The following is a 22,628-nucleotide window of genomic DNA, read 5'->3' as shown; positions in this document are numbered from 1 at the left end:
GGCTTGCACTGCGTCGGCGTTTTTATTTGTCTGGCCAATACCACGCGGGTTGATCCAGCAGGCGCTGGCCGACGACTTCGGTCTGGCCGAGGTTTTTTTCCAGCACGATGCAATTGCATTCCGGGTCTTGCTGCAACGCTGCGATCAAGCGGCGGGCGTGGGACACCACCCACACTTGCGTGTGTTGCGAGGCACGAACAATCAGCCGCGCCAGTGCCGGTAACAGGTCGGGGTGCAGGCTGGTTTCGGGTTCGTTGAGCACCATCATGGTCGGCGGACGCGGGGTGAGCAGGGCGGCAATCAGCAGCAAGTAGCGCAACGTGCCGTCCGACAACTCGGCCGCCGAGAGCGGGCGCAGCAGCCCTTCTTGAAACAATTGAATGCCAAACCGCCCGCCCGCCAGTACGTCGATGTTCAGGCGCGCGCCGGGAAACGCATCGCTGATGGCCGCATGCAAAGCCCTGGGGTCGCCGATTTCAAGGATGGTTTGCAGTGCGGCGGCCAGGTCGCGGCCATCGTGATGCAACACGGGGGTGCGCGTGCCCAATTGCGGCTGGCGCACGGGAGCATCGGGATCGCTGCGAAAGTGATCATAAAAACGCCAGCCGCGAATGGTTTCACGCAGGCGCAGCACTTCGGGCGAGGCATGCAGGCTGCCGACCTGATCGAACAGGCTGTCGAACATCGGCGTGTGCTGGGCCAGCACCTGCCACTCGCGCTCGGCGCGCGCACGAATCATCGGGCCTTTGCGCTCTACCAACTCGCTGGCCGGCCGGTAATACGGGCCAGCCCAAATGCTTTCATGCTTGATTTGCGGGTCGAGGGCAAACGCTGACATTTGCGGGATGGGCAACCCCAATGCAATCGCGTAGCTGAAATCTTCCCCGGTAAATCCCAGCCGCAGCCGTTTGACCTCTTGGCGCACGTTGGGCTCAATCGCCACGGCCCCTTGTTGCATGCGCCGCGAGATGACTTCGGGGCCTGCCCAAAAGGTCGATTCAAGGCCACCTTCACGCGCCAGCGCATTGATGACCCCGCCTTGTGCGGTTTCAGCCAACAGCCGTAAGGCGCGATACAGGTTGGATTTGCCGCTGCCATTGGGACCGGTGATGAGATTGAGCCGCGCCAGCGGGATGACCAACTGATTAATGGAGCGGTAGTTGGCCACCGCCAGGGTTGTAAGCATCGGTGACCTCCTGGAAACATGCGGACATTATGGACCCAGTCGCCGCCTGAGGCTGCTGTGTGTTTATATCGCAGCCTTCGGCAATCACTACAGATGTTTCGTACACAGAGTCCCACAGACACTGAACCCTGTTCTACGCTGTCAGTCGTATCGTCAGCTAAATCAGCATCACGCAAAGGAGCCTGCATGGCTGGTCCACGAAGTCAGGTTGTATTGGGCATGAGCCTGTTGGTGCTACTCACCGCGTGCGGCAAAGAGGCCCCCCAAGAGCCTTTGTCGCCACGGGTGTATGTGCAGCAAGTCAGCACCCGCGAGTTTGCCCCGCCCATTCAGCTCAGCGGAGACATACAGGCGCGGGTCGAAACCCAACTTTCATTTCGCGTCGGCGGCAAAATCATCGAGCGCTCGGTGGATGTGGGTGATCACATTCAGGCCAATCAGGTGTTGGCGCGTCTGGACCCCAAAGACTTGAAAATCCAGGTTGCTAGCGCTCAGGCCAGCGTCAATGCCCAGCAGGCGCAAGTGGTCCAAACCCGTGCCGCGTTTATTCGTCAGCAAAAATTGCTGCCTAAAGGCTATACCAGCCAAAGCGAATACGACGCGGCCAATGCTGCGCAACGCAGCGCACAAAGCGCGTTAGCGGCCGCGCAAGCGCAATTGGCCAATGCCCGTGAACAACTGAGTTACAGCAACCTCGAAGCCGAAGCGCCGGGCGTTATTACTGCGCGCCAGGCCGAAGTCGGGCAAGTGGTGCAGGCCACCATGCCGATATTCACCTTGGCCCGCGACGGTGCTCGTGATGCGGTGTTTAACGTCTACGAGTCATTGTTTATCGAACCCCCCAAAGACCCGACGGTGCAGGTCACGCTGCTGAGTGATCCGCAGATCAAGGTCAACGGCAAGATCCGCGAAATCACTCCAACGGTGGCAGCGCAAAGCGGCACGCTGCAAATCAAAGTGCAGCTGGAGGCGCTGCCCAAGGGCATGGATCTGGGCGCTATCGTGAGCGTTAACCTCACGCCGGCCACCACCCGCAGCATCGAACTGCCCTGGTCGGCACTGACCAAAGACGTCAGTGAGCCTGCCGTCTGGCTGGTTGACGACAAAAACAGCGTGTACCTGAAGCGGGTCAAGGTCGGGCGTTATCTGACCGGTAGCGTGATCATCAGTGAAGGCCTCAAGGACGGAGAGAACGTGGTGGTCGCAGGCGGGCAACTGCTCAACCCCGGCATGCAGGTCGAAATTGCGCCTATGCCTAGCGGGGGCGCCCAACTATGAAGCGTTTGTGGATAGTGCCGTTCGCTGCCGCGCTGCTGGTCGGCTGCTCTGAAGAAAAACCCCCGCAAGCGGTACGCCCCGCCTTATACGTGGTGGTGCAGCCCGAACGGTCAGAGCACCTTGGGCGTTTTGCCGGCAATATCGAAGCCCGCTACGAGAGCACCTTGGGCTTCCGCGTACCGGGGCGCATCGTGCGCCGCTTCTACGACGTGGGCGCAGTGGTTAAACAGGGGGATATCCTGGCTAACCTGGACCCGACCGATCAGCAAAACCAATTGCGCGCAGCCCAAGGCGACTTGGCCAAAGTGCAGGCACAGTTGATCAACGCACAGGCTAACGCCCGCCGCCAGCAAGAACTGTTCGACCGCGGTGTCGGCGCGCAAGCACAACTGGACACCGCTCAGGCTGACCTCAAAACCACTGCTGCCTCGATGCAGCAGGCCGTCGCTGCGGTGAATCAGGCGCAAGACCAACTCAGTTACTGCAACCTGCGCGCCGACCATGACGCGGTCATTACCGACTGGAAAGCCGAAGCAGGCCAAGTGGTCAGCATCGGCGAAGAGGTGGTGACGCTGGCGCGGCCCGAAATCAAGGAAGCGGTGATCGACCTGCCCGGTCCTTTGGCCGAGGCGCTGCCCAAAGGCATTGAATTTCAGGTCGCGGGGCAGCTTGATCCCAATGTCAAAACCACAGCTCGCGTGCGTGAAATCGCCCCGCAAGCCGACAGTGCCACCCGTACCCGTCGTACACGGCTGACACTGGACCAAACCCCTCCCGCGTTTCGTTTGGGCAGCTCCGTGAGCGTGACCGTGAGCACCCCGATTGCCGAGCACTTCGAGTTGCCCGTCACCGCGTTACAGGACGTCGATGGCAAAACCCGCGTGTGGGTCATTGACACGCAGACGCAAAGCGTCAGCCCGCAGGATGTGACCGTGCTCAGTCGCGATACCCGCAATGCACTGCTGAGCGGTGGCCTCAAGGCAGGCGACAAAGTAGTCATTGCCGGCGTGAACAGCCTCACCCCCGGGCAGAAAGTCAGACTCGATAAGGAAAGCTCGCAATGAATGGGAAGTTCAACCTGTCTGAGTGGGCCCTGAAGCATCAGTCGTTTGTCTGGTATTTGATGTTTGTGTCTGTGCTCGCCGGGATTTTTTCGTACATGAACCTGGGGCGTGCCGAAGACCCGAGTTTCGCGATCAAAACCATGGTGATCCAGACGCGCTGGCCGGGTGCCACGGTCGATGAAACCCGGCTTCAGGTCACCGACCGCATCGAGAAAAAACTCGAAGAACTCGACTCGCTCGACTACGTGCAAAGCTACACCCGCCCAGGCGAATCCACGGTGTTTGTGTTCCTCAAGGACACCACAAACGCCAAGGCCATCCCGCAGATCTGGTATCAGGTTCGCAAGAAGATCGATGACATTCGTGGCGATTTCCCCCAGGGCATTCAAGGCCCGGGGTTCGACGATGAATTCGGAGACGTGTACGGCACAATCTATGCCTTCACCGGCGACGGCTTTACCATGCGCCAATTGCGCGATTACGTGGAACATGTGCGCACCGGCATTCGTGACGTGCCCAATCGCGGCAAGGTGACGACCATTGGTGAGCAGGACGAAACGTTCTATCTGAACTTCTCCACCCGTAAGCTGGCCGCCCTGGGCCTCGACCAGCAACACGTGCTCGAAAGCCTGCAAGCGCAAAACGCCGTCACCCCGGCCGGGGTGATCGAAGCGGGGCCGGAGCGCATGTCGGTGCGCACCTCGGGCCAGTTCCAAACCACCGAAGACCTTGAGGCCGTCAACCTGCGGGTCAACGACCGTTTTTATCGACTGGCGGATGTTGCCGAAATCACTCGCGGCTACGTCGACCCGGCCTCACCCATGTTCCATTACAACGGTAAACCGGCTATCGGTCTGGCGATTGCCATGAACGATGGCGGCAACATTCAAGCGTTCGGCAAACAACTGCATCAACGCATCGACGAACTCACCGCCGAGCTGCCGGTGGGCGTGGATGTGCACATGGTGTCCGATCAGGCGCAGGTGGTTGAAGTGGCCGTGGGTGGCTTCACCAGCGCGCTGTTTGAAGCGGTCATCATCGTGCTGGGGGTGAGTTTCATCAGCCTCGGCTTGCGCGCGGGTCTGGTCGTCGCCATCTCGATCCCGCTGGTGCTGGCGCTGGTGTTTGTGTTCATGGAGTTTGCGGGTATCGCCATGCAGCGCGTGTCGCTGGGTGCGCTGATCATCGCGCTGGGGTTATTGGTGGATGACGCCATGATCACGGTGGAGGTCATGATCACACGACTCGAAATGGGCGAAAGCAAAGAGGAGGCAGCGACATTCGCTTACCATTCCACGGCCTTCCCCATGCTCACCGGCACCCTGGTGACCGTCGCAGGCTTCGTCCCCATCGGCCTCAACAACAGCTCGGCGGGGGAATACACCTTCACCCTGTTCGCAGTGATTGCCGTGGCGATGTTGGTGTCGTGGGTGGTGGCCGTGCTGTTTGCGCCGGTGCTGGGCGTGCATATCCTGAGCACCAAGGTCAAACCCAAACCAGAAAAACCGGGACGACTGGCCCATGCCTTCGACACCGGTTTGCTGTGGTGCATGCGTCATCGCTGGATGACCATTGGTGCCACGGTACTGATGTTTGTGCTCTCGGTGTTTGGCTTGGGACTGGTGCAAAACCAGTTCTTTCCGTCCTCGGACCGCCCCGAAATTCTGGTGGATTTGAACCTGCCACAAAACGCATCCATCGAGGAAACCTTAAAAGTCACCCAACGGTTCGAGCAAACCCTCAAGGGCGACCCGGACATCGTGCGTTGGAGCAGTTACATCGGCGAAGGGGCCATTCGCTTTTACTTGCCGCTGGACCAACAACTGCAAAACCCGTTCTTTGCACAGTTGGTCATCGTCAGCACCGGCCTGGAAAATCGCGATGCCTTGATGGAGCGCTTGAACAAACGCCTGCGTGATGACTTTGTCGGTGTGGGCACCTTCGTGCATACCCTTGAGCTGGGACCGCCGGTGGGGCAACCGCTGCAATACCGCGTCAGCGGCCCCAACATTGACCAAGTGCGCAAGCAGGCGATTGATCTGGCCACGGTGCTGGACGCCAATCCAAATGTCGGTGAAATCAACTTCAACTGGAACGAACCGGGCAAAGTGTTGCGCATCGATATCGCGCAAGACAAAGCACGCCAATACGGTTTGTCGTCCGAAGATGTGGCTCACGTGATGAACAGCATTGTCACGGGTGCGGCCGTCAGCCAGGTCAAAGACAACATCTACCTGATCAACATCGTGGGCCGGGCGGTGGGCAGCGAACGCGGCAGCCCTGAAACCTTGCTCAACCTGCAAATCACCACCCCGAGCGGGACCTCCATCCCATTGTTGGCTTTTGCGTCAGTGCGCTACGAACTGGAGCAACCGTTGATCTGGAGCCGTGACCGCATTCCGACCCTGACACTCAAAGCTTCGGTGCGCGGCAGCCTGCAACCCACCGATCTGGTCGCGGATCTCAAACCCGAGATCGAGAAGTTCGCGGCCAACTTGCCGCACGGATATACGCTGCAAACCGGCGGTACGGTGGAGGAAAGCGCCAAGGCACAAGGCCCGATCGCCAGAGTGGTGCCGTTGATGCTGTTTTTGATGGCGACCTTCTTGATGATCCAGTTGCAGAGCGTGCAGAAGATGTTTTTGGTGGCCAGTGTGGCGCCGCTGGGCCTGATCGGCGTGGTGTTGGCGCTGGTGCCAACCGGCACGCCGATGGGCTTTGTGGCCATCCTGGGAATCCTGGCGCTGGTGGGCATCATCATTCGTAACTCGGTGATCCTGGTCACCCAAATCGATCAGTTCGAACGCGATGGCTACGACCCTTGGCATGCCGTGGTACAGGCCACCGAGCACCGTCGCAGGCCGATCTTGCTCACGGCAGCCGCTGCCAGTCTGGGCATGATCCCTATCGCGCGCGAAGTATTTTGGGGGCCGATGGCCTACGCCATGATCGGCGGCATCATATCGGCAACCTTGCTGACGTTGCTGTTCCTGCCTGCGCTGTATGTGGCCTGGTACAAAATCAAAGAATCGAAGGAGCCAAGCCCGGTGGCTAAATAATCTGTGCCCGCGCCTGCTTGCTTGCGAGGATTTGTCGCGAGCAAGCACGGCTACACCACTGGATTGTTTAGAATTTCAGAATACTGGTATCACTTTATGAGGCTTTATCCGCGCCGACCGATCTGTGAATCTAGCAGCACACCTTTTCCACTCTGGAGTGTTGCCATGACCACTACACACACGCGCGTTGCCATCATCACCGGCGCCTCGCGCGGCATCGGTGCCGTCATTGCCAGGCAACTGGCCAGCGAAGGGTTTGCCGTCGCCATCAACTACGCCAGCAGCGCCCGCGAAGCGTCTGCGCTGGTGGTTGAGTTGCGCCAGGCCGGGCATAAAGCGATGGCTGTGCAGGCAGACGTCGCCAACGCCGCTGACGTGGCGCGCCTGTTCACTGAAACCGAGCAGCAACTGGGCAAGGTGGATGTGCTGATCAACAACGCGGGCATGCTCACCGTGATGCCGTTGGCACAACACAGCGACGAGCTGTACGACCAGACTTTCAATATCAACACCAAAGGCACGTTTAATACCCTGCGTGAGGCGGCTACGCGGCTGAACAGCGGGGGACGCATTGTGAATTTTTCGAGCAGCACCGTGGGCATGAACCTGCCGGGTTATGCGGTGTACATCGCGAGCAAGGCTGCCGTCGAATCACTGACCCAGGTGTTTGCCAAAGAGCTGCGCGGACGGCAGATCACGGTCAACGCCATTGCACCGGGACCAGTGGCCACGCAGCTGTTCTTGCAGGGCAAGACCGAGGAGCAAATCCAGGCATTCGCTAAAATGCCGCCGCTGGAGCGCTTGGGCCAGCCGCAAGACATCGCCCGCATCGTCTCGTTTCTGGTCAGCACTGCCGCTGACTGGGTCAACGGGCAAGTGCTGCGAGCGAATGGCGGGTTGGTCTAAGCAGTCAGCGGGTAGCGAAGGGGGTCAGGGTTTGCGCGTCACTTGTCCGAGCGTAAACCCTTCACATCCGTCGCCTTGACTTCACCCGCCTGGTTGCCCCAACTGGTGCGAATGAAATTCACCACATCCGCCACTTCCTGATCTGACAAGCGCCAGTCAAAAGCCGGCATGGTGAAGGTCGAAGGCGCCGTGTGCGTTGCCGGTAATGTTGCGCCCTTGAGCACGATATGAATCAAGGAGGTCGGGTCTTCAGACTGCAACACAGGATTGCCGGCCAAGGCCGGGAATACACGGGTGTAGCCGTTACCGTCAGTGCGATGGCACGCCGCACAGTTATCGATATACACCGCTGCGCCGCGTTTGCTGTCGTCACCGTTCCACAAGGCATCTGCCACGGCCGGATCGTACTGATGCGGCTTGTCAGCTGAGTCAACAGCAGGCAATGACTTCAAGTAGCGTGCGATAGCGGTCAAGTCAGCTTCAGACATGTACTGCATGCTGTGCACGATCACGTCACTCATGCCGCCGAAAACTGCACTGCGATCACTGCGACCGGTTTTCAGGAACTGCACCAGTTGCGCTTCGTTCCAACTGCCCAGGCCATCTTTATGATCGCCGCGCAGGTTCTTCGCGATCCAGCTTTCCAGGGGGGCACTGCCAGACAGGAAGGTGCTGCCATCGGTAGCGCTCAGGGCTTTTTCCTGCATAGTCAGTGCGCGTGGCGTGTGGCATGCGCCGCAGTGGCCAAGTCCCTCCACCAGATACGCACCGCGGCTGACCACAGGGTCTTGCTGGGCCACGGGTGTGAAATCTTCAACCGCAGGCGCAAACATCCAGCGCCACATGGCCAGCGGCCAGCGCATGCTCATCGGCCAAGGAATATCCACGGCCTGATTCTCTTGCGCGACGGGTTTAACCCCGTTCATGAAGTAGGCATACAGCGCTTGCATGTCAGCCTGATTGACCCGCGCGTAGGACGGATAAGGCATCGCCGGGTACAACGTGCTGCCGTTTTTAGCGATGCCATGACGCACGGCTTTGTCGAAGTCTTCAAAGCTGTACTCGCCGATACCGCTTTTATCGGGCGTGATGTTAGTCGAGTAAATAAGGCCAATCGGGGTTTCCATCGCCAGGCCTCCGGCGAATGGCTTGCCCCCCTTTGCGGTGTGGCAGGCCACGCAGTCACCGGCGCGCGCCAGGTATTCACCTTGCTGGATCAGTGCATGCGAGCTGTCTTGGGCGGCCATTGCCGCAGTGCTGCCCAACAGGGCCAAGATCGCGATAACAAATGTTTTCATGGTCATCGCTCCTTATGCCTGAACCAGTGGGCCGGGGTTTTTCAGGTACTGCTCACGAATCGCCCGGGCTGACCAGTACGTCAATGCAGCTACCAAACCTGTCGGGTTGTAGCCCAAACCTTGTGGGAACGCCGAGGCGCCTGGCACAAACACGTTATGCACATCCCAACTCTGCAAGTAGCGGTTCAGGGCACTGGTTTTGGGGTCGGTGCCCATGATTGCGCCACCGTTGAGGTGAGTGGTCTGGTAGGACGCCGTGTTGAAATGGTCACCGACTTTTTTACCGATCAAGGCGATGGCTTTCGGGTTCATCGCTTCGGCGATCTTGCCCATCTTTTCCATCATGAAACGGTTCATTTTGATGTCGTTTTCTTGCCAGTCGAACGTCATGCGCAGCAGTGGCTGGCCGTAGGCGTCGCGGTAAACCGGATCGAGATCAAGGTAGTTACCACGGTAAGACTGATGCGCACCGTGAGCGTCCATTGATACCTGATGCGTGTAGTAATCGGCGGTGGCCTTTTTCCAGGCGCTGCCCCACGCCGGGGTGCCGGGCGGGTTGGACGTACCCGCAATCGGGCGGCTACCTGCCTGGTTGACCCACATCGGCGAGCCGCCCACAAAACCGTGGGGGCCGTGATCGAAGTTATCGGCGTTGAAGTCATCGATGGCCACGCCATTACCGCCAGCGCCGATGAAGTTGTTGGTGTGCACGTCTTTGTCGAAGTACGCCTTGATCGTGCCCATGTTCTGGTAGGCAAAGTTACGGCCCACCACCCCTTCATTGGTAATCGGGTCGTAGGGTTTGCCGATCCCGGAGAGCAGCATCAAACGCACGTTATGGAACTGGAACGCACCCAAAATCACCAGGTCGGCAGGCTGCTCGATTTCGCGGCCCAATGCGTCGATGTACGTCACGCCCGTGGCTTTGGTCTTGGTGCTGTCCAGGTTCACGCGAATCACGTGGGCATTGGGGCGCAGCTCAAAATTAGGCACCTGCTTGAGCGCAGGCAGGATGTTTACGTTGGGCGATGCTTTGGAATACATGTAGCAGACGTAGCCGCTGCAAAAACCACAGAAGTTGCACGGCCCCATCTGCGCGCCGTAGGGGTTGGTATACGGCCCGGAAGTGTTGGCTGAAGGCAGATTGTAGGGCTTGTAGCCCACCTCGTTGGCGGCCTTCTGAAACAGCTGTGCAGAAACGGTGTTTTTCTGCGACTCCAGCGGGAAATGATGCGAGCGATCCGGCGCATACGGGTTGCCGCCTTTGCCTTCGCCGACCAATTGACCGTTTACCGTCCATGCCTGACCCGAGGTGCCAAACACTTTTTCGGCGTAATCGAAGAACGGCTCCAGCTCTTCATAGCTCACGCCGAAGTCCTGGATGGTCATGTCCTTGGGGATAAAGTGTTTGCCGTAACGCTCTTCGTAATGGCTGCGCATGCGCAACTCAATCGGGTCGACACGAAAGTGCACCCCCGACCAATGCAAACCCGCCCCACCCACACCGTTGCCGGGGAGGAAGGCACCCAACTGGCGATTAGGCAAAGCGACGTCATTCACGCTGTGGCGGATGGTGACAGTTTCTTTCGATACGTCTTGAAAGAGTTTTTTGCGAACGCTGTAAGTGAGTTCGTCGATTACTTGCGGGTAGTTGCCATCCGGGTAAGTGTCCTGCATCGGGCCGCGTTCAAGGGCGACAACGTTCAGTCCTGCTTCGGTCAGCTCTTTGGCCATGATCGCGCCGGTCCAGCCGAAACCGACGATAACTGCATCAACTTTTTTCATTACGGTGGTCATGCTCAAGCCCTCTCGCCGCGAATGGAGACTGCCGGGAAGGGGTACGGTTCGTTGCGTTCAACCCAGTCCATGAAATCAGCGCGCGCGCCGGGAAAGCCGATCAAGGTCCAGCCGACCATGCCTTTGTTGCCCCCGTGAATCGGGTCGCAGAAAAAGCCTTCTTTGGTGTTTTGCAGCAAAAAGCTGAAGAACATCTTGGCCGGGACACTCTCGAATTGCGGGGCGCCTGCTTCCAGCTGTTTGAGTACTTCGTCTCGGGTAGCGCTGTCTAGGCCAGCAAATACTGAACCATGTACCTTTTTGCAGTGCTCATCCGTAGCGGCAATGCCCAGGCGATAAATCTGGTTGGGCACCAATTTGCTCTGCCAGCCCATCTCGGCAGGGGCGTCAGCATTGAACGGGCCTTGCATGAACCACAGCGCGCCGCTGGCATAAGGTGTATTCATTTGGCGGTCGATGTATTCCGGCACGCCTGCTTCCAGAGCACCGGGGCCTTGTTCGTCGGCCGGGATCAAACGCGCCACGGCAGCATTCACAAACGCCCATTCTTCAGCGGTGAAATATGTCGGTTCATAGGCTTTGCCGGGCGCCGGCGTGCGGCCCTCAGCCGGCGAAGCGGTCTGTGCGTCAGCGTTGGCGGTGGCCATGAGCACAGAGCCGCCAAGGCTGGTGCTGGCCACCGTTACAACAGGAATCAGGGTCAGGGTTTTGCGCAGAAACTCACGCCGCGGGTTGTCTTGCTCAGACATGAGGCACCTCATCAGGCAGTCACGGATTACAGCTGCTCATGGGCAGCTTCTCGTTTTGGCAGGCGGTACGGGGTCGAAAACAACCTAAAAAAAACACGCAGGCAAAAATTGGTTACAAATTCTAACAGGCCATTCGCCTTGATGAACCGTTTCGTGCGTAATTTTGCCGCACCCATGGCCAATTGATTTTAAGTGTTTGCGTCATGACGTTTTTTTGACAAATGGCTCACAGAGTTTTTATCCGGTTTAACGCACGATCGCCGTACTTTCCCTGATCCCTATAAAAACGGTCGAACTGATATGGCGAAAAAACGGATTTTCCCTGCGTTGTGCCTGACCTTCCTGGTGCTTGGAGCACAGCCACAGGCTCAGGCGGATGAAAGTCCGGTGCTACGGCCGCAACAATGGGCGCAACCCGTTGCCACGCAGTACAACCTGTATCAAATGTCTCCCACGCTGTACCGCAGCGCATTGCCCGACAGCGCTGCCCAGCCCCTGCTGGAAACGTTGCAGATTGCGACCGTGATCAATTTCTTGCCCGAGGCTGATAGCACCTGGTTGAAAACCCCCGGCGTCAATCAAGTGCAGTTGCCTTATCGCACCAACCATGTGGACGACCAAGACGTGTTGGCGGCTTTACGGGCGATTCAAACGGCCCAGGCACAGGGCCCGGTGTTGATGCACTGCAAGCATGGCGCTGACCGCACAGGTTTGATGTCGGCGATGTACCGGGTGGTGGTGCAGGACTGGAGCAAGGAAGACGCTCTCAAAGAAATGACGCAAGGCGGCTTTGGAGACAACTCGCATTACAAGGACGGGGCCAACTACATGATGAGCGCCGACATTCCCCAACTGCGTTCTGCTTTGAGCAGTGGTGCTTGCAGCACCAGCCCGTTTGCTTCGTGCGTGGTCATGAATTGGTTAAAGCCGGGCAAGGCGTGAGGCTTCAGGACGTTGCAGATTGGGCGGCTGCCAGCTGGCGCAACGTGGCTTTACGCTGCTCAGCGGGCAGTTTCGCCAGCTGTTCAACCGCGTGATAAAACGTTTGCCAGTCGCCATCACTGTTTTTAAACAAGGCTGCGAAGCCTGACACCCACTGGTCGTAGAGGCCGAAAGGCAGCAACTTGGCGTTATTCATAGGGGCATAGACCCACGCGTCAAAGCGCGTGTTACCCCCCCACTGCTGATCACGTAACTGACGGTAGGCTTCGCGCATTCGCTCAAATTCTTCAGCTTTACGTTGGCGCATCTGCGGGGCTGTTAATGGCTGAGCGTAAAGCTGCTGCAAACGTTGTCGGGTTTGCAGCACCAGGCCAATGAATTGATCACGTTGCTGCACTGCGCGCATATCTGGCGAAGGTAAGCCTTGCCGGGCACGCCATTGGCGGGTGCCCTCTTGCTCGACGAAGGTGGCGAAGGACTCGTTGAATTCAGTGTCGTCTTTGACATAAAAACGCTGGTGCGCCAGTTCGTGAAATATCACGCTGGCAAGGCGCTCATCGCCCCAACTGAGCATGGTGTTGAGGATGGGGTCATCAAACCAGCCCAGCGTTGAGTACGCTTCAACGCCCCCCACAAATACGTCCATGCCTTGTTGGTTTTGCAGGGCGGCTTCTCCCCGCGCGCCGCCCACGGAGTAATAACCACGGTAGGCCACGCACCCGGCAATCGGGAAGCAATGGGTCACGGGGTTGAGTGAAAACGGCGGCGTGGCGAACACGTTCCACACCACATAGGGCCGTTTGAGGTCGGCGTACACGCGATAGCTCGGGTTGTCTGGCAGGTGCAAGTGTTGACTGGCAAAGGTGCGCGCTGCCTGGGCTTTGACCAGTTGCTGACGCAGGGCCGCAGGGCGTTGCGGGTCTGCGATCACCTTGGCCACCGGTTCGCGGGCCTGCAAAACGTGCAGTTGGCCGCTGGCCAGTTGCGAGTAGTAGCCCAGGCTGGAGCAGCCATTGAGTAAGGCCAGTGCAACGAGGGTCAGCGCACGGCGAGCAAGTGGTGTCATACAACAATCCAGAAGAAGACTGCCGCAAGCCTAGCGCCTGAGCAGGGCTGCACGCCACAGCATTGCGGATCGGCGCTATGCTGGCACTTCAATCCCTTATGGAAAATGACTATGCGCACGTATTTGTTGCTGGGGATGGCTTGTCTGCTGAGTGCGTGTGTCAGTACGCCACTGCCCAAGCCGGACCCGAGCCTGGCGTGGGTTGACCTCGAAACGCAAACCGGCAGGCTGGTGATGGCTGAACGCCTGGATCATCAACGCATGACCGACGGCCGCTATTTTCAGGTTTCACCAGGTAGCCATGAGCTGATGGTGCGCTTTGATTACGAGGTGTTTATCGGGGGGATGAGCCAGTTCAGTAACCCACAAGAACGGCTGTGCTACATCACGCTCAATTACGCCGACTTCCAGCCTGGCCAGCGCTACCGTTTGCAAGCGCGCTCTTTGGGGTTCAACTCCTACGCCCGGCTCTACAGCGCCGAGGGCAAGGTGTTGGCACAAGAGCGGCTGGTCAACTGCTTGCCGTAGCGATCAATTGTCGTTCTTTTGGTAGATAATTTTTTTGGTGCCGTTTTCGCAGGTCCCGACCACCATGTTCTGATCGTGGACCTCTTCATTGCTCACGATTTCAAGCGTGTAAGAGGGCACATTGTTGGCCTGGATCTTGGCCTCGATCTCCGCTTTCAATTCTTCGCAAGGCTTGGGTGCTGCCCATACGGAAGTGGCCAAGGCGCTACAGATGACAGCCAGAGCAATACGTTTCATGGTGAGACTCCCTTGATAGCAAAATGCAACGTCATAGGTTGACGCCAATGCGGCTCATTCGATCACATTTGGCAACATCTATGACTGATCCAAGGCATCGCAAGCCATGTCGTCATCGGCCCGTACCCTAGCAGGCGGGCCGATGGCGCCATGTCCAATCAGCTCAGCAAGGTTGCGTCGAGGGTGATTTTTGCGTTGAGAACCTTCGACACCGGGCAGCCTTCTTTAGCCTTGGTGGTCAATTCGGCGAATTTTTCCTGGGTGGCGCCCGGCACTTTGGCTTTGAGCACCAAATGCACGGCAGTGATGGCAAACCCACCCTCGACTTGATCCAGTGTGACTTCGGCCGTGGTGTCGATGCTGTCGGCTGTGAGGCCGGCATCGCCAAGAATCATTGACAAAGCCATCGAGAAACAGCCGGCATGGGCGGCGCCGATCAGTTCCTCCGGGTTGGTGCCTTTGCCGCCTTCAAATCGGGCCTTGAAGCCGTAGGGCGCGTCACGCAATACGCCGGTTTCAGTGGAGATGGAGCCGATGCCGGTTTTAAGATCGCCTGCCCAATGAGCCGATGCTGTCTTTTTAATACTCATGCGTGCCTCCTGAAGAGCGGCGTGAAGGTTTCACGCCTTATGTAGAGTTGTGAGGTTAGTCGGCGGCACAAAGTTCATCCTGTCAGACCAATCGTCTTTTTTAGTAGCTCATTTCATAGGTTGCTATTGAAACTCGGGTATATGCCCATATTGCAAAGAACACTGGCAGGTTTTGGCGAGCGTCTTGGCCTGCGTCCCACTAGGAGTAGCTGGCTGATGACAACCCTGTCCGACATCAAATTCTCGACCCTTGACCTGGTGCCTGTGCGTGAAGGTGGCAGCCCTGCGCAAGCGCTGCGCAATTCGCTGGATCTGGCGCAGCATGTTGAAAAGTTCGGCTACAACCGTTTTTGGGTGGCTGAACACCACAACATGGACGGCATCGCCAGCTCGGCCACTTCGGTGCTGATTGGCTATCTGGCGGGCGGTACGTCGACCATTCGTGTTGGGTCGGGCGGCGTCATGCTGCCCAACCATGCGCCGCTGGTCATTGCTGAACAATTTGGCACCCTTGAAAGTCTCTATCCGGGCAGAATCGACCTCGGTCTGGGGCGTGCGCCGGGTTCCGACCAAATGACGGCGCGCGCACTGCGCCGGGAACGGTCGGGAAGCGCCGATGACTTCCCCGAAGATGTGGCCGAGCTGGTGCGTTATTTAGGCCCCCGCACCCCGGATCAGCGCGTGATTGCCATGCCTGGCACTGGGACCAATGTGCCGGTCTGGTTGCTCGGTTCCAGTTTGTTCAGTGCGCAACTGGCAGGTGAGCGCGGCTTGCCTTACGCGTTCGCCTCACATTTCGCGCCCCGCCTGATGCACGAGGCTATCCGCGTTTACCGCAATCACTTCAAACCTTCAGCCGTACTCGATAAACCCTACGTGATGCTCGGCGTACCCTTAGTGGCCGCTGACACGGATGAGCAGGCGCAGTATCTGGCGACGTCGGTGTATCAGCGCATTCTGGCGTTGATGCGTGGGCAAAGTCTGGTGCAGCGTGCGCCCGTCGATACGATGGACGGCCTATGGCTGCCCCATGAGAAAGACGCGGTGATGAGTTTTCTCGGTTTGGCCATGGTCGGTAGCCCTGAAAAAATCCGCGCCAAACTGGCCGTTCTGATTGAGCAGACGGGAGCGGATGAACTGATTTTTACCTCTGATCTCTATGAGCACGCCGACCGCATTCATTCTTATGAATTGCTGGCGCAGGTCATGAAGCAGGGTTAAACGCGGCTGGTTTTTATAGCTCGTCCTTCAAGCGATAACTATTTACCACCTGATGACCCCTCGGGGTCGTCAGGCTGGCATGACCTTGTTCTCCTCTGGTCATGAGCATGCCTTCTTCCCTGCACCATCACACGCCGGCTCTGGCGGCCTTTGACCCTCGCGGGTTGAACGTTCGCAGCGTGGCGTATCACCGACTCTCATCTGAAGATCAGATCCAAGCGCGTGTCAGCTGTCAGGTGTATGGGAGCAGCGGGTTTCTGCTCGAACAGTGGGACCCGCGCTTGCATCGCTTACGCCAGCGCGAACCACACACCCGCGCAAATCAAGGCAGCCATTTCAGCCTCGGCGGGCACCTGCTACTCACCCGCAGTGTCGATGCGGGTCGGCGCTGGTTTTTACGTGGGGCGGCGGGGCATGTGCTGACGCGTTGGGACTCGCGTGGCGGGCGGCAACGTTATGAGTTCGATCAAGCGTTAAGGCTAACGTCGACCTTTGAACACGGCGCACACGAAGCGCGGGAGCGTTGTGTCGAGGCACTGTCTTATGCAGGCAGTACCGCCCAGGACCTGGCCGCCAACCGTTGTGGCCGTTTGATCCGTCACGATGACGCGTGCGGCACCTTGCACTACGACCACTATGCGTTCATGGGGTCGCTGTTGAGCGAGCAGCGCACATTTCGTCGCGCCCTAGACCCTGTGGACTGGCCGCTCTCAGTGTTTGAACGCGATGAGGCCCTGCACGCACAGCGCTTCACCACGACGTGGCAATACAATGCGTTGGGTGACGTGGTGGCGCAAATCGATGCCAAGGGCCATTGCCAGCACACCGTTTACGGCATTGACGGGTTGGTGCGTGAGAGTGCCCTGACCCTCAAAGACGGTGTGCGCCAAGTGTTGCTCGATCAACGTGTGTGTAACGCCAGCGGTCGGGTCCAGTCGGAGCGCGCGGGCAACAACGTGATGACGGTTGCACACTATTGTGCGTTCGATGAGCGTCTGGAGCGTTTGGTGGCATACCGTGCGGGTCAGTCGCATGCGCCGTTGCAAGCGCTGGCTTATGAATACGATCACGTCGGTAATATCACGCACATCAGCGACGACGCCCAACCGGTGCGCTGGTCGAGCAACACGCAAGTCAGTCCTGACAGCACCTATGTGTATGACTCGCTGTATCAACTGATCCGCGCCACGGGTCGAGAAAACGCGCATAACGGGGCCGGCCCTGCGCTAGCGCCATATGTGGGCTTTGGCGCAACGGACGACAGCGTGTGGCGTCGTTATACGCAAAACTACCGCTATGACGAGGCCGGGAACTTGACGCACTTGCAGCATCAAGTGAGTTCGGGGCAAGGCTATAGCCGCACCCTGGAAGTGGCCGCGGGCAGCAATCATGGGCTGCTCAATATCGATCCTGCACACACGCCAGTTAATCCGGGGTTGGGCAGCGGGTTTGATTTGAATGGCAACCAGCACGCGTTGCTGGCCGGGCAAACGATGCATTGGACAGTTGCCAATCAATTGGCCAGGGTCACGCTCGTGCGCCGCGACCACGGCCGTGACGACGAAGAAGTCTACGGGTATGACGCAGCCGGGCAGCGTGCCCGCAAGGTGCGTACAACCCTGGCCGGTCAGCGCTCCCACACGCAGCAAGTGCTTTACTTGCCTGGCCTGCAAGTGCGCCATGACACCGCGACGGGTGAGCAATTGAATGTCATTACCGCTCAGGCAGGGCGGTGCTCAGTGAGGGTGTTGCAGTGGGACCAGCATCGTGAGCAGGCCATTCCCGATCATCAGCAGCGCTTTAGCCTGACGGATCAGGTGGGCAGCAGCACTCTGGAACTCAATGGTCAGGCGCAATTACTGAGCCAGGAGAGTTATTACCCCTTTGGTGCCACCGCGTGGTGGGCGGCCAAAAACAAGGCTGAGGCCGCGTACAAAACGATCCGGTATGCAGGTAAGGAGCGCGATGCCAGCGGGCTGTATTACTACGGTTTCAGGTATTACGCCCCGTGGTTGCAACGTTGGGTCAGCCCAGACCCCGCGGGAGATATAGAAGGGCTCAACGTGTACGCCATGGTGTCCAATAATCCAGTCTCCCAAACCGATAATTTCGGTTTGAATGGTGCTTTTGCGGACACCAGGCCCGAGCGCGTTCAAGCGCTGGACCGTTTCTTGCGAGACAGCTTCCCCGGCACCTATCTACAAACCCTGGACGCATTTGATCACCGATACACGGCATACACCGGGCCACATGCGCAGGTCCTCGATGCGGTGCTGGCTCAAGGCTATAGCTACGAAGACATTAAAATGTACAACACGTCTTTAAATATTCGCGCCACCCGACCGGCCAATATCATGGAGGGGCTGAGCGATATTTATATTGCGTCGTCCAGCTACTTCAACGAAACCGCTCGCTGGCTGACCAACCCTGCGATTAATCCCGAGCCGGAGATGCAGTTGGGATCGCATGAGATTGTAAGCAAGTATGAAAAAATGCGGCCTGATGATTGGTCAGCCTATGACCCGGAGCGCTCGGGTATGAGCGATGCTTTGAGTCTCCCCCCGGCGGCAGCGGTCAGCTTGTTCAACAGGTTGATAAAAAGTAATCCCGAAGGGCAGGCGACCACTTATCGAGGCCACAGAGTGAGCGATATGGGCTTGAAAGCTTTGACCGCTCAGGCCCGTGAAGGCAAAACCCTGCGCACTGAGCAGTTTTTGTCCGTCAGCGACAAAATCAGCGTGGCCCGATCGTTTGCCCTGGGCACCTATGACTCGCGCCAAGGGCCGTTGCACCCCGTCATGCTGACAGTAAAGGGGACGAGTGCGATGGTTGTGAACGCACCGGTGGATGAAGCCGAGCGGGTATTTGCGCTGAAGACAACCTTCACCATCAGGCCCGCCGGGCTGTCTGAAATGCTTGTAAGGACGCTCGTCCCGAGTGCGACCCACTTTGTATTGCAAGAAGTCAGCGTTCCTAAAGCACAGCGTAAAAACCTGGCCTTCATGACCGACCCCAGGGGGCATTTCAGGTCTTAGCCCTCACCACAATCAGCAGGAAAACCTCTGGCCCTCAGTGAACCTGCGGGCCATTAAAACGGGGCATCACCCAGAATCGTGGCGCGGTGCATCACGCGCCGGTTCGGACGGTAGTCATCCACAGCGTAATGCTGGGTGACGCGGTTGTCCCAAAAGGCCACATCGTTTTGCTGCCAGCGCCAGCGAATGGTGTATTCGGGGCGGGTGGCGTGGGCAAACAGCAGCTTGAGGATTGCTTCGCTCTCGGCCTCTGAAAGCTCGTTGATCCGCGTGGTAAAACCTTCGTTGACGAACAGGGACTTGCGACCGCTGACCGGATGCGTGCGAATCACCGGGTGTGATAGCGGCGGGTTGTTTTTACGGGTTTGATCCCAGCGGGCGAAGTCTTCGGGTGTGGAGCCAAAGCGCTCCAGCGGGAACGATTTAGTGAAGTCATGTGTGGCCGTCAGCCCATCCAGCAACCGTTGCAGCGGTTTTGATAACCCTTCGAATGCAGCAATGCCACTGGCCCACAATGTGTCACCGCCGAACGCAGGCAGTTGTTTGGCGCTCAGCACGGCACCCATGGCTGGCGTTGGCAAAAATGTAACGTCGGTGTGCCAGACCGCGTTGTCGCGTACATCGGTCACGGCGGTGTCCAGCACCAGCACTTCTGGCTGTTCGGGCACGTTGGGGTAAATCGGGTGAATGTGCAGGTCGCCGAAATTGGCTGCAAAACGTGCTTGCTGTTGCGGGGTGATGGACTGGTTCTTGAAGAAGATCACCTGATGAGTGAGCAGCGCTTGTTCGATGGCATCGCGCTGTTCGAGGCTCAACGGCTGAGTCAGGTCAACGCCTTCAATCTGGGCGCCAAGGGCAGAGCTAAGGGGGGTAAGGGTCAGGCTCATGGTTATTCTCTTCATCAGCGCGCCGATTGATCAGCGTCGTGTTTATTCGAAAAAGTTAGTGAGCCTGGCCGTGCCACGGCACCAGCTTGCGTTGCAGGGCGCGCAGGCCCATTTCCATGGCGAAGGCGATGATGGCTATCACCAAAATGCCCAGCACCACCACGTCGGTGACCAGAAATTGCGCGGCGGACTGCACCATAAACCCCAAACCACTGGTCGCTGCGATCAACTCGGCGGCCACCAAGGTCGACCAGCCCACGCCCAAACCAATGCGCACGCCGGTCAAAATGTCCGGTAAGGCGCTGGGTAAAATCACATGGCGAATCAACTGCCAGCGGCTGGCCCCCAACGATTGTGCGGCGCGCACTTTGGCCGGATCGACAGTGCGTACGCCGGTGGCGGTGGCAATGGCGATGGGGGCGAAAATGGCGAGGTAAATCAACAGCACTTTCGACAGTTCGCCAATACCGCACCAAATCACGATCAGCGGCAAATAGGCCAGTGGTGGGATCGGTCGATAGAACTCGATCAGCGGGTCGAAAATCCCTCGTGCAATTCGGTTATGGCCAATCGCGATGCCCACCGGGATGGCCGTCAAAATCGCAAAGCCCAAGCCCAGCCCGATGCGGCTCAGGCTTGCGCCCAAGTGCTGCCACAAGGTTGAGTCCATGTAGCCTTTTGTCGCCAACAACCAGCCTTTTTCCAGCACGGCCGAAGGTGGCGGTAAAAACAGCGGCTCGATCAAACCCGCGGCGGTGACGGCCCACCAGAGGGCGATCAACGTGATCAGGGTCAGCACACTGATCCAGCGGGTGCTCAGGCTGCGCTTGATCGGGCGTGGCGCATGGGGCACGGCGACCGGGGCCTGGTTGCTTGTCAATTCATAACTGCTCATGCGTGCTCCTGCCGCTGAGCGGCGCCGCGTTGCGAAAACACGCGTTCAAGCACGTGCTCGCGGGTTTCGATAAAGCGCGGGTCTGACTTGATCGAACGTGCCGATTCACCCGCGTTATAACGCTGGCCGAAATCCAGGGTCAGGCGCTCAACAATACGGCCGGGGTTGGGGGCCAACAGAATCAGGTCGGTGGCCAAAAACACCGCCTCCTCGATGTCATGCGTGATCAGAAATACCGGTTTGGCAGTGCGTCGGCACACTTGCAGGAGCAGCTCTTGCATTTGCTCGCGGGTAAAGGCGTCGAGCGCGCCAAACGGCTCGTCCATCAGCAATACCCGAGGGTCGGCAGCCAAGGCGCGGGCCAGACCTACGCGTTGTTTTTGCCCGCCCGACAGTTCCCAGACGCGGCGTTTTTCAAAACCGGACAAATCCACCAGGGCCAGCATGTCGCGAGCACGTGTCTCACGTGGGGCTCGTGCAACGCCTGCCAACTCCAGGCCGAACGCGACGTTGGCCAGCACGTCTTGCCAAGGCAACAAAACATCATCCTGAAACACCACGCCACGTTCGGCGCTTGGACCGTGAACCGGAGCCCCGTCAAGGGTGATGCGTCCACCACTGGGTTCGACAAAGCCTGCGATCAAATTCAATAACGAGGTTTTGCCGCTGCCCGACGGGCCGAGTGCAACCAGCAGTTGCTGAGGGCCGAGGTTGACGGAAATATCCGACAGTACCGGCTCAGCAGCCCCCGGATACTGTGCGCTGATGCGCTCCAGTGATAACAAGGCCATGACGGGCGACTCCTGAATCAGCGTGAGTTATTGGGCAATAAAGCGGGCGTTTACTGAAGGCGCGTAATCGGGCAGAACGGCGTCAACCTTGCCTTGCTCTTTGAGGAAGGCCGCAGTATCAGCCAAGGCTTTAGTGGTGGGTGCGCCGAGCAACACCGCTTGGTCGGTGGCTAGCGGGTACACGTTGCCTTGCAGCAATAAAGGGATGTCAGCGGCTTTGGCACCCGAGAGCTTCACCAGTTTGTCGACGTTGCTCTGATTGGCCAGCCAGGCTTTCGGGTCTTTGTGGTAATCGGCGTAGGCATCCAGGGTCACCTTGGCAAACGCCTTGACGATGTCCGGGTGTTTGGCCGCGAAGTCTTTGCGCACGATCCAGGCATCGAAGGTCGGTGCGCCTAATTTGCTCAGCTCGCCCGAGGTGATCAGGACCTTGCCGTTTTCTTTGGCGCTACCCAATGCCGGATCCCACACGTAGGTCGCGTCAATATCGCCGCGCTTCCAGGCGGCAACAATCGCCGGCGGTGCCAGGTTCAGAATCGTCACGCTTGAGGGGTCAATGTTCCAGTGCTTGAGCGCGGCCAGCAGGCTGTAGTGCCCTGTGGATACAAAGGGTACGGCGATTTTCTTACCGACCAGATCCTGTGGGCTGTTGATACCCGAACCATTGCGGGCGACCAGGGCTTCAGCGCCGCCGATCTGGGTCGCGATCAAAAAGGTTTCAACCGGCACATTACGGGTGATGGCCGCGGTCAGCGGGCTTGAACCCAGGTAGCCGATTTGCACGTCACCCGACGCAATGGCGGCAATGATATCGGCGCCGTTATCAAATTTGCGCCACTTGATGTCGGCTTGAGTGGCCTGTTCATAAGCACCGTCGGCCTGGGCGACTTTCGCCGGGTCTACGGTGGTTTGGTAAGCCACGGTGACGTCGGTGGCAGCCTGTGCGAAGAAGCTGGCAGTCGCCAGAGACAAAGCCGCCAGAAGGCGAAGGGGAGAATGCAATTTCACGATGAAGCTCCTCGACAGGCGGCCGGAGATCGGCAGAGTGCGAGGTTAAATGATCTAAGAATGGCTAAATAAATAACTTTTAAGCATTAGC

The 22,628-nt window shown here is 58.4% G+C and carries 19 protein-coding genes; 8 read left to right on the top strand and 11 right to left on the bottom strand.

The window, feature by feature from the left end; all coding sequences use genetic code 11:
- Nucleotides 1-22 precede the first annotated feature (22 nt).
- Entirely contained in the window at nucleotides 23-1,186 is a 1,164-nt protein-coding gene (locus AP059_RS20335; RefSeq protein WP_059765764.1) for an AAA family ATPase, read from the bottom strand.
- A gap of 186 nt (nucleotides 1,187-1,372) precedes the next feature.
- Here AP059_RS20335 and AP059_RS20330 point away from each other — a divergent pair, with 186 nt between their 5' ends.
- The 4 genes from AP059_RS20330 (at nucleotide 1,373) to AP059_RS20315 (ending at nucleotide 7,493) form a co-directional block, all read left to right on the top strand.
- Complete coding sequence (locus AP059_RS20330) at nucleotides 1,373-2,464, top strand: efflux RND transporter periplasmic adaptor subunit (RefSeq protein WP_059765762.1); 1,092 nt, start codon at nucleotides 1,373-1,375, stop codon at nucleotides 2,462-2,464.
- Complete coding sequence (locus tag AP059_RS20325; protein WP_059765760.1) at nucleotides 2,461-3,528, top strand: efflux RND transporter periplasmic adaptor subunit; 1,068 nt, start codon at nucleotides 2,461-2,463, stop codon at nucleotides 3,526-3,528. The genes AP059_RS20330 and AP059_RS20325 overlap by 4 nt, the downstream gene beginning before the upstream one ends.
- The gene (locus AP059_RS20320; RefSeq protein ID WP_059765758.1) at nucleotides 3,525-6,587 is read left to right on the top strand and encodes an efflux RND transporter permease subunit; all 3,063 of its coding nucleotides are present in this window, start codon (nucleotides 3,525-3,527) and stop codon (nucleotides 6,585-6,587) included. The genes AP059_RS20325 and AP059_RS20320 overlap by 4 nt, the downstream gene beginning before the upstream one ends.
- 165 nt (nucleotides 6,588-6,752) lie before the next feature.
- Entirely contained in the window at nucleotides 6,753-7,493 is a 741-nt protein-coding gene (locus tag AP059_RS20315) for an SDR family oxidoreductase (RefSeq protein ID WP_059765756.1), read from the top strand.
- Between the two features lie 38 nt (nucleotides 7,494-7,531).
- Here the strand turns inward: AP059_RS20315 and AP059_RS20310 are convergent, their stop codons facing one another.
- Genes AP059_RS20310 through AP059_RS20300 form a run of 3 tightly spaced genes read right to left on the bottom strand, consistent with a single transcriptional unit; the run spans nucleotide 7,532 to nucleotide 11,337 of the window.
- Nucleotides 7,532-8,791 carry a c-type cytochrome gene (locus AP059_RS20310; RefSeq protein ID WP_059765754.1) on the bottom strand — a complete coding sequence of 420 codons (1,260 nt, stop codon included), beginning with the start codon at nucleotides 8,789-8,791 and terminating at the stop codon, nucleotides 7,532-7,534.
- Nucleotides 8,792-8,803: 12 nt separating this feature from the next.
- Nucleotides 8,804-10,588: a GMC family oxidoreductase gene (locus AP059_RS20305; RefSeq protein ID WP_059765751.1), complete on the bottom strand. Its 1,785-nt coding sequence runs from the start codon at nucleotides 10,586-10,588 to the stop codon at nucleotides 8,804-8,806.
- A gap of 2 nt (nucleotides 10,589-10,590) precedes the next feature.
- On the bottom strand, nucleotides 10,591-11,337 hold the full coding sequence (locus AP059_RS20300; RefSeq protein ID WP_059765749.1) for a gluconate 2-dehydrogenase subunit 3 family protein: 747 nt from the start codon (nucleotides 11,335-11,337) through the stop codon (nucleotides 10,591-10,593).
- Nucleotides 11,338-11,637: 300 nt separating this feature from the next.
- Between AP059_RS20300 and AP059_RS20295 the strand changes: the two genes are divergently transcribed.
- Nucleotides 11,638-12,279 (top strand): dual specificity protein phosphatase family protein, encoded by a 642-nt coding sequence (locus AP059_RS20295; protein WP_059765746.1) that lies wholly within the window; start codon nucleotides 11,638-11,640, stop codon nucleotides 12,277-12,279.
- Nucleotides 12,280-12,283: 4 nt separating this feature from the next.
- Here the strand turns inward: AP059_RS20295 and AP059_RS20290 are convergent, their stop codons facing one another.
- Nucleotides 12,284-13,345, bottom strand: a complete 1,062-nt coding sequence (locus AP059_RS20290) for an aminopeptidase (RefSeq protein WP_059765744.1) — start codon at nucleotides 13,343-13,345, stop codon at nucleotides 12,284-12,286.
- Nucleotides 13,346-13,456: 111 nt separating this feature from the next.
- Between AP059_RS20290 and AP059_RS20285 the strand changes: the two genes are divergently transcribed.
- The gene (locus AP059_RS20285) at nucleotides 13,457-13,873 is read left to right on the top strand and encodes a PA0061/PA0062 family lipoprotein (RefSeq protein WP_059765742.1); all 417 of its coding nucleotides are present in this window, start codon (nucleotides 13,457-13,459) and stop codon (nucleotides 13,871-13,873) included.
- Between the two features lie 3 nt (nucleotides 13,874-13,876).
- On the opposite strand, the gene AP059_RS20280 is transcribed toward AP059_RS20285, so the two are convergent.
- Nucleotides 13,877-14,110 carry a DUF1161 domain-containing protein gene (locus AP059_RS20280; protein ID WP_048363943.1) on the bottom strand — a complete coding sequence of 78 codons (234 nt, stop codon included), beginning with the start codon at nucleotides 14,108-14,110 and terminating at the stop codon, nucleotides 13,877-13,879.
- A 158-nt stretch (nucleotides 14,111-14,268) separates the two neighbouring features.
- Complete coding sequence (locus tag AP059_RS20275) at nucleotides 14,269-14,700, bottom strand: OsmC family protein (protein WP_059765740.1); 432 nt, start codon at nucleotides 14,698-14,700, stop codon at nucleotides 14,269-14,271.
- Between the two features lie 216 nt (nucleotides 14,701-14,916).
- Here AP059_RS20275 and AP059_RS20270 point away from each other — a divergent pair, with 216 nt between their 5' ends.
- On the top strand, nucleotides 14,917-15,921 hold the full coding sequence (locus tag AP059_RS20270; RefSeq protein ID WP_059765738.1) for an LLM class flavin-dependent oxidoreductase: 1,005 nt from the start codon (nucleotides 14,917-14,919) through the stop codon (nucleotides 15,919-15,921).
- A gap of 107 nt (nucleotides 15,922-16,028) precedes the next feature.
- Nucleotides 16,029-18,956 carry an RHS repeat-associated core domain-containing protein gene (locus AP059_RS20265; RefSeq protein ID WP_059765736.1) on the top strand — a complete coding sequence of 976 codons (2,928 nt, stop codon included), beginning with the start codon at nucleotides 16,029-16,031 and terminating at the stop codon, nucleotides 18,954-18,956.
- A 53-nt stretch (nucleotides 18,957-19,009) separates the two neighbouring features.
- Here the strand turns inward: AP059_RS20265 and tauD are convergent, their stop codons facing one another.
- Genes tauD through tauA form a run of 4 tightly spaced genes read right to left on the bottom strand, consistent with a single transcriptional unit; the run spans nucleotide 19,010 to nucleotide 22,537 of the window.
- Nucleotides 19,010-19,843 carry a taurine dioxygenase gene (tauD, locus tag AP059_RS20260; RefSeq protein WP_048363946.1) on the bottom strand — a complete coding sequence of 278 codons (834 nt, stop codon included), beginning with the start codon at nucleotides 19,841-19,843 and terminating at the stop codon, nucleotides 19,010-19,012.
- 55 nt (nucleotides 19,844-19,898) lie between these two features.
- Nucleotides 19,899-20,738 (bottom strand): taurine ABC transporter permease TauC, encoded by an 840-nt coding sequence (gene tauC / locus AP059_RS20255; protein WP_059765734.1) that lies wholly within the window; start codon nucleotides 20,736-20,738, stop codon nucleotides 19,899-19,901.
- Nucleotides 20,735-21,529, bottom strand: coding sequence for a taurine ABC transporter ATP-binding subunit (gene tauB, locus AP059_RS20250; protein WP_059765732.1), 795 nt, complete (start codon nucleotides 21,527-21,529; stop codon nucleotides 20,735-20,737). Before tauB ends, tauC begins: the two co-directional genes overlap by 4 nt.
- A 27-nt stretch (nucleotides 21,530-21,556) precedes the next feature.
- Nucleotides 21,557-22,537: a taurine ABC transporter substrate-binding protein gene (tauA, locus tag AP059_RS20245; RefSeq protein ID WP_059765730.1), complete on the bottom strand. Its 981-nt coding sequence runs from the start codon at nucleotides 22,535-22,537 to the stop codon at nucleotides 21,557-21,559.
- Nucleotides 22,538-22,628 lie beyond the last annotated feature (91 nt).

Source organism: Pseudomonas sp. TAA207 (assembly GCF_001529285.1).
GTDB classification, from domain to species: domain Bacteria; phylum Pseudomonadota; class Gammaproteobacteria; order Pseudomonadales; family Pseudomonadaceae; genus Aquipseudomonas; species Aquipseudomonas weihenstephanensis.
Note: the sequence above shows the minus strand (reverse complement) of the source record. Positions and strands in the feature narration are given on the sequence as shown.

Excerpts from the sequence above, each read along its gene's own strand:
- AP059_RS20335 (WP_059765764.1), bottom strand. The coding sequence starts at position 1,186 with ATGCTTACAACCCTGGCGGTGGCCAACTACCGCTCCATTAATCAGTTG.
- AP059_RS20330 (WP_059765762.1), top strand. The coding sequence starts at position 1,373 with ATGGCTGGTCCACGAAGTCAGGTTGTATTGGGCATGAGCCTGTTGGTG.
- AP059_RS20325 (WP_059765760.1), top strand. The coding sequence starts at position 2,461 with ATGAAGCGTTTGTGGATAGTGCCGTTCGCTGCCGCGCTGCTGGTCGGC.
- AP059_RS20320 (WP_059765758.1), top strand. The coding sequence starts at position 3,525 with ATGAATGGGAAGTTCAACCTGTCTGAGTGGGCCCTGAAGCATCAGTCG.
- AP059_RS20315 (WP_059765756.1), top strand. The coding sequence starts at position 6,753 with ATGACCACTACACACACGCGCGTTGCCATCATCACCGGCGCCTCGCGC.
- AP059_RS20310 (WP_059765754.1), bottom strand. The coding sequence starts at position 8,791 with ATGAAAACATTTGTTATCGCGATCTTGGCCCTGTTGGGCAGCACTGCG.
- AP059_RS20305 (WP_059765751.1), bottom strand. The coding sequence starts at position 10,588 with ATGACCACCGTAATGAAAAAAGTTGATGCAGTTATCGTCGGTTTCGGC.
- AP059_RS20300 (WP_059765749.1), bottom strand. The coding sequence starts at position 11,337 with ATGTCTGAGCAAGACAACCCGCGGCGTGAGTTTCTGCGCAAAACCCTG.
- AP059_RS20295 (WP_059765746.1), top strand. The coding sequence starts at position 11,638 with ATGGCGAAAAAACGGATTTTCCCTGCGTTGTGCCTGACCTTCCTGGTG.
- AP059_RS20290 (WP_059765744.1), bottom strand. The coding sequence starts at position 13,345 with ATGACACCACTTGCTCGCCGTGCGCTGACCCTCGTTGCACTGGCCTTA.
- AP059_RS20285 (WP_059765742.1), top strand. The coding sequence starts at position 13,457 with ATGCGCACGTATTTGTTGCTGGGGATGGCTTGTCTGCTGAGTGCGTGT.
- AP059_RS20280 (WP_048363943.1), bottom strand. The coding sequence starts at position 14,110 with ATGAAACGTATTGCTCTGGCTGTCATCTGTAGCGCCTTGGCCACTTCC.
- AP059_RS20275 (WP_059765740.1), bottom strand. The coding sequence starts at position 14,700 with ATGAGTATTAAAAAGACAGCATCGGCTCATTGGGCAGGCGATCTTAAA.
- AP059_RS20270 (WP_059765738.1), top strand. The coding sequence starts at position 14,917 with ATGACAACCCTGTCCGACATCAAATTCTCGACCCTTGACCTGGTGCCT.
- AP059_RS20265 (WP_059765736.1), top strand. The coding sequence starts at position 16,029 with ATGCCTTCTTCCCTGCACCATCACACGCCGGCTCTGGCGGCCTTTGAC.
- tauD (WP_048363946.1), bottom strand. The coding sequence starts at position 19,843 with ATGAGCCTGACCCTTACCCCCCTTAGCTCTGCCCTTGGCGCCCAGATT.
- tauC (WP_059765734.1), bottom strand. The coding sequence starts at position 20,738 with ATGAGCAGTTATGAATTGACAAGCAACCAGGCCCCGGTCGCCGTGCCC.
- tauB (WP_059765732.1), bottom strand. The coding sequence starts at position 21,529 with ATGGCCTTGTTATCACTGGAGCGCATCAGCGCACAGTATCCGGGGGCT.